Raw genomic sequence first — 15187 nt, 5'->3', positions numbered from 1 at the left:
CCGTTCGCGCCGCCTGAAGCGGGTTTCACACGGCACCCAACTGCACCTGGTTTCTTCCCAATTGCTTTGCTTTGTACAAGGCAGCGTCGGCTCGCGCGATCAATGCCTCGATGCCGCCTTGCTCGTCCAAGCTCGCAACCCCAAAGCTGCCTGTCTTTGCGCCCACCACCGGAAAGTCGTGCGCGGCAATCAGGGTGCGCAGGTGTTCCGCAAGGACCATGGCGCCGTGCGAATTCGTCTCGCGACAAATGATCAAGAACTCCTCGCCACCCCAGCGCCCGACGACATCCACCGTGCGGGATCCCTTGGTCAGCACTTCCGCCATGGCCACAAGCACCGAGTCGCCCACCTGATGACCATGGGTGTCGTTGACCGACTTGAAGTGGTCCACATCCAGCAAGATGATGGACAGCTCGGAGCCATAGCGCTCATTCCGCAGCCCTTCCTCCTGCAACACCCGATCCAGATGCAAGCGGTTTGAAAGCCCGGTCAGTCGGTCTGAGGTTGAGATCTTTTCAAGCAACCGGTTTTGCTCGATCAGCAGTGCCTGTGTTTCCGCGTTGGCCAGCGCGACGGCCCCGTAGGCACACAGGGTCTTGAAGATGGACTTGTCGTGCTCGGCGAAAGCAGACCTGCGCTGGGATTGGATGCACATGACACCGAGAAGCCGTTCGCCCACCAGCAGCGGCGCCGCCAGTCGTTCACCGAACAACTCGCCTGCCTTTGATGTGCCTGACTGAGTGACCGCACTGCGTTCCTGGGCACAGCGCGCCACCAATGCTGAAGCATCGCCCCGATCGAACTCATGCGGCGCCACGACCGTTCCGCAGTCATCGCCGTACACGCTCCGCAGGGTGGAGCCGTCCGCAAGGAGCATATAGATCTCGAGGCGTTCTCCACCCAGCAAGGCTTGGACATGGGAATCCAAGGCCGCGTAGATACCTTCGGCGATCAGATGGCCCGTGATGAGTCGCCCAGCTGCGCTCAGCCGCTCTAGAGTTGCGTTATGTCGCTCAAGTGCTTCCGCACGTTCCGCATGGGCGGCACCCAACTGCCGCTGGTGCTCGCTCTCGGCTCGCGCCTTCTCGGTTTCGTGACTGATGTGCATGGCGTTGGCACGGCTGCTGGCCTCCTCGGTGTGGGTCTTCTCTCTCACCTCAATCGACTGCAAGGCGAGCTGGTAGGCACGCCCCGTGTCGCCGACTTTGGCGTACTCGCGGGCCATCGCTTCAAAAAGGTCCCCGGGCGGGGTGTAGTTCTCGATGGCTGCGGCTTGCTCGAAGGCCTGCTGCAAGCAATGAAGCGAGGCGTTCTCCGCCGTCATGCCTGCCAGCGGCGCCACTGGATGGCGCGCGTAGATCTCAGCCAGAACCCTCAAGGCCGCGATCTTGCGGATCGGATCGGCTGTGGCTCCGGCCACGGCCTCCACGGCCGCCTGTAGGGCAGCTTCGGGCTCGCCCAGTTCCAGCAAGGCTTTGGCCTGCCCCCGCTTGGCCACGCCCAGAAGATCGTTCGCGTCCAGCGCAGCCGCACGTTGCTCAAGCAGCCGAAACTTCTCCAGAGCGCTTCGGTAGCGCTTGCGGTCCAGCTCGACGTCCGCCAAATAGTGCAAGGCGATGGCGTAGTTGCGCGATGCATGCAGGGGGCCCAGGAGGCTGAGCGCTTCTTGCAGCATGGCTGCGGCGGCGTCATATCGGTGCAGGCAACGTTGGGTTTCAGCGGTCTGCATGAGCGCGCCGCCGACCCGTGCGGGCCAGCCACAGGCTCGGGCCAATTCAAGTCCACGCTGCATCCATTCAAGCGCAGCATGATGGTCGTTCAGATTCCCAAAGCTGCCGCCAATATTGGTGGCGGTGATGATGGCGCGCCTGAGCTGCCCCGTATCCAAGGCGAGTGAATAGGCGAGCGACTTGTGACGGATCGACTCCACATGGTCACTGCGCAAGGATGCGACCAGGCCTTTGAAGTCCTCGATGGCCAAAACGGCTGCCGGCTGCGGTATCTCCGCGAAGCGCGCCAGCTCTGCCTCCCAGATCTGCTGCGCAGTTGCGACATCCTTGAACGCAGCGTCTCGTGCCAAGGTGGCCTGCGCCACGACGAAGCGCACGGAATCAAGCTCCCGGGCCGCGCCGGCCATGGCCTCCAGCGCTTCTCGCGCCGCCGCGCTCTGACCGCAGTCATACGCCAAGCATGCCTGCAGCCACTTGGCGTCAGCAAAGCCGATCGAATCGACACAGCCCTCGCTCTGACCGGAAAACTCCTGCAATGCAAGCGCGACCAGCGCTCGACTCCCGTCGAGGTCGTTGAACAACCATTTCGCTTCGGCCCGAAGCAAGAGCAGGCGGCCCAAAACACGCGCCAAGGCAGCGCCTGTCAAGGCCGCTTCAGCCAGTGCGGACTCCGCTTCTTCAGCCAGCGCCAAGGCCCGATGCGTGTCTCGCTGACGCAGCTGCCAGGCGAGATCCATCAGGCTTGGCAGGCGACTTGCGCCACTGGACACAAGCACGCGAGTTTCCAGGCGCGCCAGCGCCGCAGTCGTGACAAAAAATTCCTGTGGATCGTGCATTGGCGTTCTCCGATCACTAGGGTCCATCAGATGAGCAATGAATCGCGGCTTGATATTCGCATGTCGCTCGCCAGTTGAACATTGCGCCGCTCAATCTCTGACAGCTTCAGGTCAATGGCCGTCTTCTTCCGCCTCATCCCTAGGCCCAAGACCCTTATCGGGCAAGCATCGACTGAACCCCCTACTGATACCGCCCCCGGCACCCCTGCGGCGCCATCCACGTGGTCTGCTTGAATGATGCGACGGAGCCCACAGACGGCGGGCCAGCCAGTGTGAGAATTTCCGACCTGAGCTTCCCCCTTTACGCTTCGCACCTCAGCGCCTTATACAAAGCCCGTTTGGACGGACATGTCTTCGATTCCCTTTCCGACCCGCGCCGCCACGTCCCTCGTGCTCATCGGCGCTCTGGCCGTGTGCGCGTGGTTCTGGTGGCCCGCCAGCAACGACACCGTGCCGATGCCCAAAGAAGAACAAGCCATGGCGACAGCGCCCAAGGCAGCAGAAGCCGTGCTCGCAGCGCCTGCGGCCTTGCCTGTTGGCAACGCTGCCTTGGCGGCCTCAGCCCCCGGGGAGCAGGCACGCCGGCCTGAGGCTTCACCGATTGGCTCGGAGGGCTACGGCCCGCACATCGATCGCGCCCGTGACGGCGCAAGCCCCAAGGCCGCATGGCAAGCTGTGGCCTGGCTGCAGGCTTGCCGCCAGAACGCCTCGAACATGCTGGCCTACCAGCAAGCGCGAGACAACGGCGCCGTGCCTGAGGTCATGACGCGGCTGATCGTTGAAGCACAGACCGAAGCGCGCCGCTGCCAGACCGTCACGGCGCCACACCAGGCCCTGCTGCCAGAACTGGCCTTGCAGGCCATGCGCGGCGGCATCGCTGGCGCGGGCGTAGCCTATGCCGGCGAACGGCGCTTCGAGCAGGCCGACGAGGCCCTGCAAGCGGAGCTGCGCAACGCGATCCGGCGCGACGCCAATTCAGGCGATCACATGACCCTGATCAATGCGGGGCTCTCGGACGCCGCCTGGGGCCTCAGCTACGAGGAGCGGCTCAGCTATCTGCTCGCCTTCGGACTGCTCTCCGCGGGCGGGCCGCAGCACCTGCAAGCCCTCGGCAAGAGCGGCCAGATCAAGATGCCCGCACCCAACAGCGCGCAGGCCGCCGCCGCCCAGGCCGCGGCGCAGAAGATTGCAGACGCCGCCAAGGCGAAGGCGTCTGTAGGTCCTTGATCTCGCCGGCAGAAACTGAGGCCCCGCCCGCCCGCGAATGGTCGGGGTCGGCTGACAGCCGATTGGCGCAGAAGCTCTAGGGAAGCTCTGCGTAAATCGGGGCGAGACCATGTAGTGCGGATCGGGATGGGCTGCAAGGCACAGTTTGAAGCCAATAGCCGTAGCTATTGGCGAGAAGTGCAAGGCCGCAGACCGCCCGAGGCCGCGCTAGCAGGGGCCGGGCTGATTTATGCAGAGCTTCCCTAGGCACCCTGCCGATACTGCCCCCGATAGCCCTGCGGCGTGAGCCCCGTGGTCTGCTTGAACATGCGGTGAAGAGCCGCCTCGGTGCTGAAACCCAGGTCTTCGGCCAGGCGCTTCAGCGGCTCGGGGCCGCGCGAGAGGCGCTCGGCCACCTGGCGCAGCTTGACGCGACGCAGCCAGCTGGCGGCGGGCAGGCCGGTGGCGGCCTGCACATGGCGGCTCAGGGTGCGCGGTGAGAGGCTCAAGGCTGCGGCGGCGGCCGGCACGGTCAGCGCCATGGCCGGGGTGCGCTGGGCCCAGAGCAAGAGCTCGCGCAGCCAAGGCTCGCGCAGGGCCATCAGGCTGACCGCGGCAAAGGCCGAGTGGCGCTGGCGCGGCTGAGGCAGCATCAAGACCTCTTGCACCTCGCGCAGGCTCTCACTCTCCATGCGGCGCGCCAACTGGTCCAGCATCAGGGCAAGGTAGCCGTTGGCCCCGGCCGCAGTGACCGTGCTGTCGCTGTCCACCAAGGCCTCGTCGAACTGCCAGGCCACCTGAGGGAACAAGGCCTGAAGCTGCGGCGCCAGCCACCAGGTGGCCGTGGCCGCCCGGCCGTTCAGCCGGCCGCTGGCGGCCAGCAAGGGCACACCAGCGCAGTAGCTCCAGAGCGCGCAACGGGTGGGCAAGGCGCGCAGGGCGGCGATCTCGGGCCGGCGCGCCTGTAAGGTCTGCTGCAGGCCCTCCAGCGAGCTGACCCACAGCCCCGGCAGCAGCAGGGCATCGAGTTCATCCGCGCTGTCGACCAAGGCGCCCTCGGGCGTCAGCGTCGGCCCGCCCTGGCTTCCGTTCACCGGCCGGCCATCCACCGTCAGCCAGCGCCAGCGCATCAACTCGCGGCCGGCGCGCAGATTGGCCGCGCGCAGCAGATCGGCCACGGCGAACAGCCCGGCCGGCATGCATCCCTCGAACAGCAGCAGGCCCAGGGTGAAGGGCGGGCCCGCGGCCGTGCGGCGAATTGAAGATGGCATGAATGGATAATTTAATTTCCGATTCAGCCATTTTGCGAGAAGCCTGAAATTTCAACAATGGCGCCATCCCCTCTCACACCGGTCCACCATGAAGATCACCCAGCTCCGCAATGCCACGGTCGTGCTCGAGTTCCACATCCAGGGTCAGGACATCGTGCTCCTGGTCGACCCCATGCTGGCCGAGGCCGGCGCCCTGCCCGCCCTGCGCTACTTCGGCGGCCAGCGCCGCCGCAATCCGCTGGTGCCACTGCCGCCCGGCAGCGAGGCCCTGCTAGGCCGCGTCAGCCACGGCCTGATCACGCATTGCCAGCGTGGCCACTTCGACCATTTGGACCGCGCCGGCAAGCGCTGGCTGCGCGAAGCTGCCGTGCCCGTGCTGGCCATGCCGCGCGATGCCGACTACCTGCGCCAGCGCGGCCTGCAGGTGCAGGCCCTGCAAGGCCCGGGCCGCCAGCCTCTGCTGCCCGCCCAACTCAGCGGCGCCTTCATCACGCCGATTCCCTGCGTGCATGGCCGCGGCATCGCCGGCCTGCTGATGGAGCATGGCCACGGCTATCTGATCGAGGTGGCCGGCGAACCCAGCGTTTACCTGGCCGGCGACACGGTGATGTGCGAGCCGCTGCGCGATTGCCTGAGCACCCTGCGCCCCGATGTGGCCGTGCTGCCGGCCGGCGGCGCCCGCTTCGACCTGGGCGCCGAGATCCTGCTGACGCCCGAAGAGCTGATCGAGGCCGCCGCTCTGTGCCCACAGACGCAGATCGTGGCCAACCATCTGGAGGCGCTGGACCATTGCCCGGGCACGCGAGCACGGGTGCGCGAATTAGCGCTGGCGCGCGGGCTGCAGGCTCGGGTCTGGGTGCCCGAGGATGGCGACACGCTGAGCTTCCCAGCCGGCGCAAGCGCAAACGACGAGCGACTCAGTCCTTCAGGTACTTGTCGTAAATCGCCTGAAAGCGCCCCGATTCCTTCAGCTGCTTGAGGCCCTGGTTGAAGTCATCGCGGATGCGCGGGTCGCGGAAGACGGGGCGGTAGTCCTGCGGGTTGAGCTTGACGAAGGCGGTTTCGTCCGCGGGCTGCAGCTCGGTGAAGCCTTCGCTTTTGAGCTGCAGGGCAAAGTACTTGAAGATGTTGCGGTCGCTGAGCACCACGTCGTAACGGCCCAGCATCAAGGTCTTGACCTGCACCGATTGGTCGTTGATCTCGGTGTAGAGCCCGGCGCGGCGCACCGGCTCCAGCCACTCGGGATAACGCTTGATCGCACCGGCAAAGGACACCACGCTCAGCCCCTTCAGATCCGAAGGCGTGCTGATCTTGAGCTGGCGCCGGCTCAGGGTGATGAAGACGTTGTCGTAGAGCACGGCTGGGTCGGCGTAGTGGCCGCCGGCGGGGCTCAGGTCCTGGCCGAGGTCGGTCATGACCGCATCGACCGTGCCGTCGCGGAAGGACACCGGGATGCGGGCGAAGGGAAAGTACTGCGGCTTGAGCTGGTGCCCTTTGTAGGCCAGAGCACCGCGGATGACCTCCAGCTCGATGCCGCTGTCGGTCTTGGGGAAGCAAAAGGGCGGGATCTTCTCGCCAAAGGCCATGCGCACGTCGGCGGCCTGGGCGGAGCCCGTGACCATCGTCAATGGCATGAACACCGCGCAAAGGCCCCATCGAGCCCAGCTGCTGCAGCCACCCTCGCCCGAGCGTTTCAGCATCCTCATGGAGCTTGCCTTCCACTATGGTTTGACTTGACACCACGGTGGAAGGCTATCACGGCCGCTCAGCTTCAGCCCGTCAATGCGTCCTCTGAACGACGACGCGAGCGCGACCAGCCCAGCACGGCCGCCAAACCCAGGCCCAGCAGGGCAGCGCTGGCCGGCTCAGGCACCGGCTGGGCCTCGAAGGCCACCTCGCTGAGCATGGTGGCGGAGTCATAGCGCAGCACTTGCAGCTGCAGGCTGTCACCCACAAAGCCGGGGCCCAGGTTCAGCACCGAGGCGAACGGTGCGTCGCCCGGCGGGTCGATGACGGCAAAGGTCTGCGACAGGCCACCCACCGTGACGATGAAGCCCTGAGGCGTGGCCACATTGCCATAGCCATTGGCATCGTCATGCCAGATGGTCAGCTGGCTGAAGACCAGGGTTTCGCCAAAGTGGAAGGTGATGACCGGGTCCATCAAGGCCCAGCCGACATAGGGGCCGGTGCCGGCGAGGTTCTCGACCTGGTCCCAGCGCTCGGTGGCGAAGACGCCGTCGGTCAAGTCGCCCAGGCCGCCGCTCAGGGGCGCGAAGTCGAGCTCGGTATCGCCGCTGCCCGTGTAGCTGCGGTCCCAGTAGTTGTAGCTGCCACCGCTGGCGATGCCGTAGCCATTGGGCATGTCGTAGGAGGTGGGTGAGACCGGGGCGGCAATGGCGGCGGCCCCCGGCAAGGTCAAGGCGGCGGCGGCAGCCCCGCTGAGCAAGGAGCGAGAGAAAAAGTAGGCAAGACGGTTCATGGCGAACTCCTGGGTAAGGGGATTTGTAAGGGGATTTGCTTGAGAAAAACGAAGGCCGGCATACAGCCCGCAGGCCCTGCCCGCCCTCACCCAGTCCTTACGCATTCCTTCGCCCACACCGGCCATGGCAGGCCCGACAAACTAGGGGTGCACCGCACTCCAGCGCCGCAAGCTCAGCAGCAGGAGCAACATCACCAGGCCGGAGCCCAGGCCCAAGCCCAGCAACTGCGGGCTCAGCGCCCCGAAGCGGAAGACCTCGCGCAGCGGCGCCAGCCAGAACACGGCGGCCAGCAGCGCGGCGGTGGCGGCCAGCACCTGCCAGAGCACGCGGTTGGGGCGCAGCAGGGCCTCGCGCCAGCGCCCGCCCAGGCTGCGGCTGGCCAGGATCAGGGCGATATTGCAGCTGACCAGGGCGACGAAAGCGGTGGCGCGCAAGGCCGCCTCGTCCAGGCCGCGCTGCAAGAGAAATGCGTACAAGCCGCCCACCACCGCCAGGATCAGCAAGCCTTGCGCCACGCTCCAGGCGATCAGCCGGCCCGAGAACAGCGGCGCGGCCGGGTCGCGCGGCGGCCGCGTCATGACATCGGCCTCTTCTTCCTCGGCCTCGAAGACGATGGAGCAGACCGGGTCGATCAGCAGCTCCAGAAAAGCGATGTGCACCGGCGACAGCAGCAGCGGCCAGCCGAACAACAGGGGCAGCAGGGACAGGCCGGCAATCGGCACATGAACGGCCAGCACGAAGGCCATGGCCTTGTGCAGGTTGTCGTAGATGCGCCGGCCCAGGCGCACCGCGCCGACGATGGCCGAGAACTGGTCGTCCAACAGCACCAGGCTGGACGCTTCGCGGGCCACATCGGTGCCACGCCCGCCCATGGCGATGCCGATATGGGCGGCCTTCAGGGACGGCGCGTCATTGACGCCGTCGCCCGTCATGGCCACCACCTCGCCCTGGGCCTTCAAGGCCTCGACGATGCGCAGCTTCTGCTCCGGCTTGATGCGGGCGAACACGCTGGCTTGGGCCAGGCGCTGGCTCAGCTCGGCGTCGGACATCTGCGCCAGCTCGGTGCCGGTGATGGGCGCCTGCTCGGTGTTCAGGCCGGCCTGGGCGGCGATGGCGCGCGCCGTGGCCGGGTGGTCACCGGTGATCATGATGACGCGCAGGCCGGCGGCGCGGCACTGGGCAATCGCCTCGGGCACCTCGGGGCGCAGCGGGTCGGCAAAAGCCAGCAGGCCCAGGAACTGCAGCTCGAAGTCCTGCGGCCCGGCCGGCCAAGGGGCGGCGCGCAGCGGGGTGTCGGCCCGCGCCACGCCCAGCACACGCAGACCGCGCTCGGCCATGGCCTGCGTCTCGGCCGCCACCTGTGCGCGCTGCGCCTCGCTGAGGCCGCACAGCGCCGCCACTGCCTCGGCAGCGCCCTTCACGGCCACACGCGAACCGGCCATGCCTTCGCCCTGCCAGACATGGCTCATGGCCGGCAGCTCGGGGCTGAGCCCGTACTCGTGCACCAGGTTCCAGCCGGCATGGTGGCGCCCGGCGGGCAGCTGTACTTCGGCCAGGCCATGCAGGGCGCGTTCCATGGCATCGACGGGCGCGATTTCGCTGGCCAGCAGGGCTACTTCGAGCAGGTCCAGCAAGGCCTCGGGCACCGGCTGGCCCTCCGCGCTGACCCAGCGGGCCGGGCTCTCGCCCAGGTGGGCCAGCTCGGCCACGGCCATCTCGTTGACGGTCAGGGTGCCGGTCTTGTCGCTGCACAGCACGGTGGCCGCGCCCAGGGTCTCGATGGTGGCGGCGCGCCGCGCCAGCACGCGCTGCTTGGACAAGCGCCAGGCGCCCATAGCCATGAAGACGGTCAGGATCAGCAGGAACTCCTGCGGCAGCATGGACATGGCCAGGGTGATGCCGGCCAGCACACCGCCCAGCCAGTCGCCGCGCAAGAGGCCGAAGAGCAAGAGCACCAGCACGCTCAAACTGAGGCCCAGGATGGAGAACAGGCGCACCAGGCGGCGCGTCTGCTGGTTCAGCGGCGTGGGCGGGATCTCGATCTCCGCCAGCGAGCTGCCGATGCGGCCGATCTCGCTGCGCGGGCCGGTGGCCGTCACGCGTGCCCAGCCCTGGCCGCTGACGACCAGGGAGCCGCCGACCACACGTGCCTGCTCGGCCGTGCCGCCCAGCCGCTTCTCCACCGCCGCCGATTCGCCGCTGAGCAGGGACTCGTCGGTCTGCAGGTCATGGCTGCTCAACAGCTGCCCATCGGCCGCCACCCGATCGCCTTCTTCCAGCAGCAGCAGGTCACCGCAGACCACCTCGCGGCCGGCGATGCGCAGGGTCTGCCCGCCTCGCCGCACCAGGGCGCGCGGGCTGGTCAGGTCGCGCAGGGCTTCCAGCACCTTGGCCGTGCGTTGCTCCTGGCTGACGCTGATGATCACCGTCAGCAACACAAAAGCCAGCAGCATCAGCGCCTCGCCGCGGTTGCCCAGCAGCAGGTAGATGGCGCCGGCCGCCAGCAAGAGCTGCAGCATGGGCTCGCGGATCAGCTCGGCCAGGATGTGCCAGACCGTGCGGTGCTTGGGCGGGCTCAGCTCATTGGGCCCATCTTGCGCCAGCAGGCGGGCAGCCTCGGCCGGGCTCAGACCGGCGTCCTGGCTGTCGGTTTTTTCCAGGTCGTCCGTTGCGGCTGCTTGGGGTGCATTCATGGTTACAGAGTATGGCCAGAGCCGTGACACAGGCATGTAGGAGAGCGCCGCGCTCGGCTTTACCGCGCCGCTTAAGAAAGCGCTAAGCCTGGGCGAGCAGCATGGATGCATTGAACGAGGAATGCACCATGTCCCACGCTCCGAATCCCCAAGCAAGCCGCCTCTGGCCCGCCGCATTTTTCAGCCTGCCGGCACTGGCCTTGGCGCTGAGCCTGCCTGTGCCCACCCGGGCCGCCACACCGGCCGAATTGCTGGACGGCTATGTGGCCGCCGCCCGCGCGCCGGCCGATGCCCGCCGCGGCCAGGCCTTTTTCACCCAGCGCCATGGCGGCGAGTGGAGCTGCGCTTCCTGCCACCAGGCTCTGCCCACCCAGGCGGGCAAGCATGCCGGCACCGGCAAGGAGATCGGCGCCCTGGCCCCGGCCTTCAACCCACGCCGCTTCAGCGAGCCGGCCAAGGTGGAGAAGTGGTTCCGCCGCAATTGCAAAGACGTGTTGGAACGCGAGTGCAGCGCCGGCGAGAAGGCCGATGTGCTGGCCTGGCTGATGACGCTGAAGCCCTGAGCCCGGAGGCCCACCCATGAAGACCCGCTTTCTTTTTCTTTGCCTGGCCCTGGCGCCAGTGCTGAGCCCGGCCGACGAAGGCCGGCGCCTGAGCGTGCCGCTGCTGCCGGCCTACCAGCAGGAATGCGCGGCCTGCCACATTGCCTACCCGCCGGGCCTGTTGCCGGCGGCGTCCTGGCAGCGCATCAGTCAGAACTTGGCCAAACACTACGGCAGCGACGCCTCGCTGGACCCGGCCACGGTGGCCCAGCTGAGCCAGTGGCTGACGGCCCATGCCGGCAGCGGCGGAAAGCGCGCCCGCGAAGCACCGCCGGAAGACCGCATCACCCGCAGCGCCTGGTTCATCCGCGAACACGACGAGGTGCCCGCCGCCACCTGGAAGCGCGCCTCCATCAAGAGCGCCGCCAACTGTGCCGCCTGCCATGGCGGCGCCGAGCAAGGAGACTTCAATGAACACCGCATCCGCATTCCCAAGTGAGAGCACACCGGCTGGCACGCCGGCTCCGCAGCGCCGTGTCATCGACGCGCCGACCCGCGTGCTGCACTGGTTGCTGGCCCTGAGCTTCAGCGGCGCCTACCTGACGGCCGAGAGCGAGCGCTGGCATCTGGTTCACATCACCCTCGGCTATACCGCCCTGGGCGTGGTGCTGGCCCGCTTGCTCTGGGCCCTCGTCGGCCCGCGGCGCGTGCGCGCCTCGGTCTGGACGGGCAAGCTGCGCGCCCTGCCCCAGCAGGCCCGCGCCTGGCTGGAGGGCAAGGGCCAGGTGCAGGCCAGCTTCCAGGCCCTCAATGCCTTGCTGATCGTCGCCATGCTGGCCACCGTGCTGCTGAGTGCTTTCAGCGGCGTGGTGCTGGAGCAGGAATGGTGGGGCACGCTGCTGGAAGATGTGATGGAAGAAGCCCATGAGCTGACGGGCAATCTTGTGCTGCTGCTGGTGCTGGCCCACCTGGGCCTGGTACTAGGGGTCAGCCTGCTGCGGCGCCAGAACCTGGCCCTGCCCATGATCAGCGGCAAGACCCCCGGGCGCGGCCCAGACCTGGTGCAGCGCAATCTGCTGCCCCTGGGCTTGGCCATCGTCGCTCTGGTGCTGGCCTTCTGGGCCTGGCAGTGGCAGCAAGCGCCCGCCGCCAGCCCGGACGGCAGCACGCAGAGCAGCAGCCTGCGCAAAGAACGCGCCGGCCACGATTCGGACGATGACTGAAGCCGCCCGCCACACGGCCGCAAAATAGCCCCATGCGCATCCTTCTTGCCGAAGACGATCCCCTGCTTGGCGACGGCCTGCGCGCCGGCCTGGGCCAGCAGGGCTTTCAGGTCGACTGGGTGCGCGACGGCCTGGCCGCCAGCCGCGAACTGCGCAGCGAGGCCTACGCCGCCGCCGTGCTCGACCTGGGCCTGCCGCTGCGCGATGGTTTCGAGGTGCTGAGCGAGCTGCGCGCAGCCGGCGTCAAGGTGCCGGTGCTGGTGCTGACGGCCCGCGATGCCGTGCCCGAGCGCATCCGCGGCCTGGACCTGGGCGCGGACGACTATGTGCTCAAGCCGGTTGACCTGTTCGAGCTCGGCGCTCGCCTGCGCGCCCTGGTGCGGCGCGCCCATGGCCAGGCCCAGGAGCTGCTGCAGGCGCAGGACGTCTGCCTGGACCCGGGCGCGCGCACGGTCAGCCGCGCCGGCGAGCCGGTGCCGCTGTCGACCCGCGAATTCGACCTGCTGCATGCCCTGATGCTGAGCGCCGGCCGCGTGCTCTCGCGCGAGCAGCTGGAGCAGCAGCTCTACGGCTGGGGCCAGGAGGTGGAGAGCAATGCCGTCGAGGTGCATGTCCACCACCTGCGCAAGAAGCTCGGCGCTGGCCTGATTCAAACCGTGCGCGGTGTCGGTTATGTGTTGATGCGAACCGGGCCCGGCGCATGAAGACGCTGCACTGGCTGCCGCCGCGCTCGCTGCAAGCCCGCCTGCTGGCCTTGGTGCTGAGCCTGGTGCTGCTGATCTGGGCGGCCGTCAGCGCCACCGTCTGGTTCGACGCGCGCCATGAACTCGACGAGCTGCTGGACGCCCACCTGGCCCAGGCGGCGGCCCTGCTGGTGGCGCAGCAACCGCGGCTGCTGGGGCATGAGAGCGAAGATGACGAGAGCGATGGCGAGGGCGAGGCCGCGCTGGAAGAGGCCGCGCCCGAGCTGCACCGCTACGCGCCGCGCGTGGCCTTCCAGGTCTTCCACGAAGGCCGGCTGAGCCTGCGCTCGCGCAACGCGCCGCTGCAGCCCATGGTGGGCGAGGAGCAAGGCTTTCGCACCGGCCTGCGCTCGGTGCAGATCGCCGGGGAGACCTGGCGGGTGTTCGCCAGCCACGGGGCCGAACGCGATGTGCAGGTCTATGTGGCGGAGCAGCAGCGCTCGCGTGGCGAGATCCTGATGGCCTTGCTGCGCGGGGCTTTCGGCGCCCTGCTGCTGGCCCTGCCCTTGCTGGCGGCCACGGTCTGGTGGGCGGTGCGCCGCGGCACCCGGCCGCTGCGCGAACTCAGCCGCACGCTGGCGCAGCGCGCGCCGGACGCGCTGGAACCGGTGCAGCTGCGCGACACGCCCAGCGAGATGGAAGGCTTGCTGCTGGCCCTGAACCAGCTGCTGCAGCGCAGCCAGGCCATGATGGCGGCCGAGCGCCGCTTCACCGCCGACGCCGCCCATGAGCTGCGCACCCCGATTGCCGCCATCCGCGCCCAGGCGCAAGTGGCCCAAGGCGCCCTGCGCCAGCAGGACAGCGCGGGCCAAACGGCCGCCCTGCAAGCCACGCTGCAAGGCTGCGAGCGCGCCAGCCGCCTGGTCGAGCAGCTGCTCACCCTGGCCCGGCTGGAACATGAAGGGCAGTGCCTGCTGCCAGGCCAGCCGGTCGACCTGGCCCTGCTGGCCCGCGAGGTGGCGGCCGAGCTCGCGCCGACGGCGCTGCAGCGCGGCCAGGACCTGAGCCTGGACTGCAGCGGCCCTTGCACGGTGCCGGGCAACCCCGCCCTGCTGGCCGTGCTGATCCGCAATCTGCTCGACAACGCCCTTCGCTACAGCCCCGACGGCGCCCGCATCGAGCTGCAGCTGCGCGGCGTAGCGGGCCAGGTCGAGCTGCAGCTGGCCGACAGCGGCGCCGGCCTGGACGAGGCCCAGCTCGCGCGTTTGGGAGAACGTTTTTTCCGCGCCCTGGGCAGCCCGCAGCCAGGCAGCGGCCTGGGCTGGTCCATCGTGCGCCGCATTGCCGAAGCGCACCGAGCCCGCATCAGCGTCGGCCGCAGCGCCGCGCTGGGCGGGCTGGAAGTGCGCGTCAGCTGGGCGCCGCCGGGCTGATCAAGCATGGCGCCGGCACGGGCCGGCGTCCTTGCGCTTAGACGCTCGGGCGGCTGCGGCGGCGAGTGGCGGCCAGGGCCAGCAAGGCCATGCCGCTGAGTGCCCAGCTGGCCGGCTCGGGCACTCGGTTGCCGAAGACCTGGACGTTGACATCGCTGCGGAAAGCGCCGCCGACGCAGCCGGCGTCCTGGCCGGTGCAGGCAAAGCCGGTGAAATCGGCCGTGCCGGGAATGCTGTCGCTGAGCTTGAACTGGCGGTACTGACCGTCGGCGCCGGCCTGCGGCAAGCCGCTCAGGGCCGCGTTGCTGGCATGGGCCACCGTGCCCAGGCCGCCCTCGAGGTCGATGCCGAACTGCACCAGGGTGTTGGATGCGTAGTGCAGGCCCAGGTTGTCGAAGTCCACACGGTAGAGCGCGCGCGGGCCTTCGGGGCTGTCGAAGGTGCTGCCATCGACATAGGCCACGCGGGTGGCGCTGATGCTGGGGCCGCTGCCCGGGGTGGCGTCGCTGCCGGCGCTCAGGTTGGAGAAGGCCAGGCGCTGCATGCCGTCGCCATCGGCATCGCCGATGTAGAAAGCCAAAGAACTGTAGAGGTCACCGAGAAAGCTGTCGGTGGCGCCGCCCACCACCCAGGTGCTGAGCTTGTTGATGTTCCAACCGAGCAGGTTGTCGCCCAGCTGAAAGTCGTCGCCCGCGAATTCGCGCGGCGCGCCGACATTGACGGCGGTGTTGCTGCGCGGGCTGCCGACCGGGCTGTTCAGGTTGGCCGTGGGCAGGCCGCGGTCCACCAGCAGCGTGGGCGTGGCCAAGGCACTGCCGGCGCTGCCCAAGAACACACTGGCGGCGGCCAGGGCGGTGATGGCAAGGCGGCTGGGCATAAAGGCAGCAGCGGCAAACATGTTCTTCATCGGGGGCACTCCACTTTATTTCGTCAAAAAACAGCATTGAAGACCACGCCTAAAGGGCAAGGCACTGCGACGACAGGTCTGCTGCGAGGGTATCGCCTCGGGCCGAGCTTGTCCCCCCTAGGACATGGGAAAACCCCGGCCAATTCACCGCGGATCGCACCTCTGCCCCGTGGCGCGCCGCGG

13 protein-coding genes are annotated in these 15187 nt (G+C 68.1%); 7 read left to right on the top strand and 6 right to left on the bottom strand.

Annotation, left to right across the window (positions count from 1 at the left end; all coding sequences use genetic code 11):
• Positions 1-25: 25 nt before the first annotated feature.
• Entirely contained in the window at positions 26-2467 is a 2442-nt protein-coding gene (locus LNV28_RS06525; RefSeq protein WP_263568752.1) for a GGDEF domain-containing protein, read from the bottom strand.
• A 447-nt stretch (positions 2468-2914) separates the two neighbouring features.
• On the opposite strand from LNV28_RS06525, the gene LNV28_RS06520 reads away from it, so the two are divergent.
• A complete protein-coding gene (locus LNV28_RS06520; RefSeq protein WP_263515862.1) occupies positions 2915-3793 on the top strand; it encodes a hypothetical protein in 879 nt (292 codons plus the stop codon).
• Positions 3794-4035: 242 nt separating this feature from the next.
• Here the strand turns inward: LNV28_RS06520 and LNV28_RS06515 are convergent, their stop codons facing one another.
• Entirely contained in the window at positions 4036-5043 is a 1008-nt protein-coding gene (locus tag LNV28_RS06515) for a GlxA family transcriptional regulator (RefSeq protein ID WP_263515863.1), read from the bottom strand.
• An 88-nt stretch (positions 5044-5131) separates the two neighbouring features.
• Between LNV28_RS06515 and LNV28_RS06510 the strand changes: the two genes are divergently transcribed.
• The gene (locus LNV28_RS06510) at positions 5132-6022 is read left to right on the top strand and encodes an MBL fold metallo-hydrolase (protein ID WP_263515864.1); all 891 of its coding nucleotides are present in this window, start codon (positions 5132-5134) and stop codon (positions 6020-6022) included.
• Here the strand turns inward: LNV28_RS06510 and LNV28_RS06505 are convergent.
• The 3 genes from LNV28_RS06505 to LNV28_RS06495 form a co-directional block, all read right to left on the bottom strand.
• Positions 5961-6749, bottom strand: a complete 789-nt coding sequence (locus LNV28_RS06505) for a substrate-binding periplasmic protein (RefSeq protein WP_263515865.1) — start codon at positions 6747-6749, stop codon at positions 5961-5963. The two genes, LNV28_RS06510 and LNV28_RS06505, sit on opposite strands and share 62 nt — an antisense overlap.
• Before the next feature lie 65 nt (positions 6750-6814).
• Positions 6815-7522: a PEP-CTERM sorting domain-containing protein gene (locus tag LNV28_RS06500; RefSeq protein WP_263515866.1), complete on the bottom strand. Its 708-nt coding sequence runs from the start codon at positions 7520-7522 to the stop codon at positions 6815-6817.
• Positions 7523-7663: 141 nt separating this feature from the next.
• Positions 7664-10216, bottom strand: coding sequence for a cation-translocating P-type ATPase (locus LNV28_RS06495; RefSeq protein WP_263515867.1), 2553 nt, complete (start codon positions 10214-10216; stop codon positions 7664-7666).
• A 128-nt stretch (positions 10217-10344) separates the two neighbouring features.
• Between LNV28_RS06495 and LNV28_RS06490 the strand changes: the two genes are divergently transcribed.
• The 5 genes from LNV28_RS06490 to LNV28_RS06470 are packed head-to-tail and all read left to right on the top strand — an operon-like array spanning position 10345 to position 14097.
• Positions 10345-10779, top strand: coding sequence for a DUF1924 domain-containing protein (locus LNV28_RS06490; protein ID WP_263515868.1), 435 nt, complete (start codon positions 10345-10347; stop codon positions 10777-10779).
• A 16-nt stretch (positions 10780-10795) separates the two neighbouring features.
• Positions 10796-11257 (top strand): diheme cytochrome c, encoded by a 462-nt coding sequence (locus LNV28_RS06485; protein WP_263515869.1) that lies wholly within the window; start codon positions 10796-10798, stop codon positions 11255-11257.
• Complete coding sequence (locus LNV28_RS06480; protein ID WP_263515870.1) at positions 11229-11981, top strand: cytochrome b/b6 domain-containing protein; 753 nt, start codon at positions 11229-11231, stop codon at positions 11979-11981. The genes LNV28_RS06485 and LNV28_RS06480 overlap by 29 nt, the downstream gene beginning before the upstream one ends.
• A gap of 32 nt (positions 11982-12013) precedes the next feature.
• Positions 12014-12685 carry a winged helix-turn-helix domain-containing protein gene (locus tag LNV28_RS06475; protein ID WP_263515871.1) on the top strand — a complete coding sequence of 224 codons (672 nt, stop codon included), beginning with the start codon at positions 12014-12016 and terminating at the stop codon, positions 12683-12685.
• Entirely contained in the window at positions 12682-14097 is a 1416-nt protein-coding gene (locus LNV28_RS06470; RefSeq protein WP_263515872.1) for an ATP-binding protein, read from the top strand. Before LNV28_RS06475 ends, LNV28_RS06470 begins: the two co-directional genes overlap by 4 nt.
• A gap of 37 nt (positions 14098-14134) precedes the next feature.
• Here the strand turns inward: LNV28_RS06470 and LNV28_RS06465 are convergent, their stop codons facing one another.
• Positions 14135-15004, bottom strand: coding sequence for a PEP-CTERM sorting domain-containing protein (locus LNV28_RS06465; RefSeq protein WP_263515873.1), 870 nt, complete (start codon positions 15002-15004; stop codon positions 14135-14137).
• Positions 15005-15187 lie beyond the last annotated feature (183 nt).

Source organism: Paucibacter sp. DJ2R-2 (assembly GCF_025717675.1).
Classification (GTDB): domain Bacteria; phylum Pseudomonadota; class Gammaproteobacteria; order Burkholderiales; family Burkholderiaceae_C; genus Paucibacter_A.
Note: the sequence above shows the minus strand (reverse complement) of the source record. Positions and strands in the feature narration are given on the sequence as shown.

Coding starts and splice junctions, on each gene's coding strand:
- LNV28_RS06515 (WP_263515863.1), bottom strand. CDS start 5,043: ATGCCATCTTCAATTCGCCGCACGGCCGCGGGCCCGCCCTTCACCCTG.
- LNV28_RS06500 (WP_263515866.1), bottom strand. CDS start 7,522: ATGAACCGTCTTGCCTACTTTTTCTCTCGCTCCTTGCTCAGCGGGGCT.
- LNV28_RS06525 (WP_263568752.1), bottom strand. CDS start 2,467: ATGGATCTCGCCTGGCAGCTGCGTCAGCGAGACACGCATCGGGCCTTG.
- LNV28_RS06510 (WP_263515864.1), top strand. CDS start 5,132: ATGAAGATCACCCAGCTCCGCAATGCCACGGTCGTGCTCGAGTTCCAC.
- LNV28_RS06490 (WP_263515868.1), top strand. CDS start 10,345: ATGTCCCACGCTCCGAATCCCCAAGCAAGCCGCCTCTGGCCCGCCGCA.
- LNV28_RS06475 (WP_263515871.1), top strand. CDS start 12,014: ATGCGCATCCTTCTTGCCGAAGACGATCCCCTGCTTGGCGACGGCCTG.
- LNV28_RS06485 (WP_263515869.1), top strand. CDS start 10,796: ATGAAGACCCGCTTTCTTTTTCTTTGCCTGGCCCTGGCGCCAGTGCTG.
- LNV28_RS06505 (WP_263515865.1), bottom strand. CDS start 6,749: ATGAGGATGCTGAAACGCTCGGGCGAGGGTGGCTGCAGCAGCTGGGCT.
- LNV28_RS06495 (WP_263515867.1), bottom strand. CDS start 10,216: ATGAATGCACCCCAAGCAGCCGCAACGGACGACCTGGAAAAAACCGAC.
- LNV28_RS06520 (WP_263515862.1), top strand. CDS start 2,915: ATGTCTTCGATTCCCTTTCCGACCCGCGCCGCCACGTCCCTCGTGCTC.
- LNV28_RS06465 (WP_263515873.1), bottom strand. CDS start 15,004: ATGAAGAACATGTTTGCCGCTGCTGCCTTTATGCCCAGCCGCCTTGCC.
- LNV28_RS06470 (WP_263515872.1), top strand. CDS start 12,682: ATGAAGACGCTGCACTGGCTGCCGCCGCGCTCGCTGCAAGCCCGCCTG.
- LNV28_RS06480 (WP_263515870.1), top strand. CDS start 11,229: ATGAACACCGCATCCGCATTCCCAAGTGAGAGCACACCGGCTGGCACG.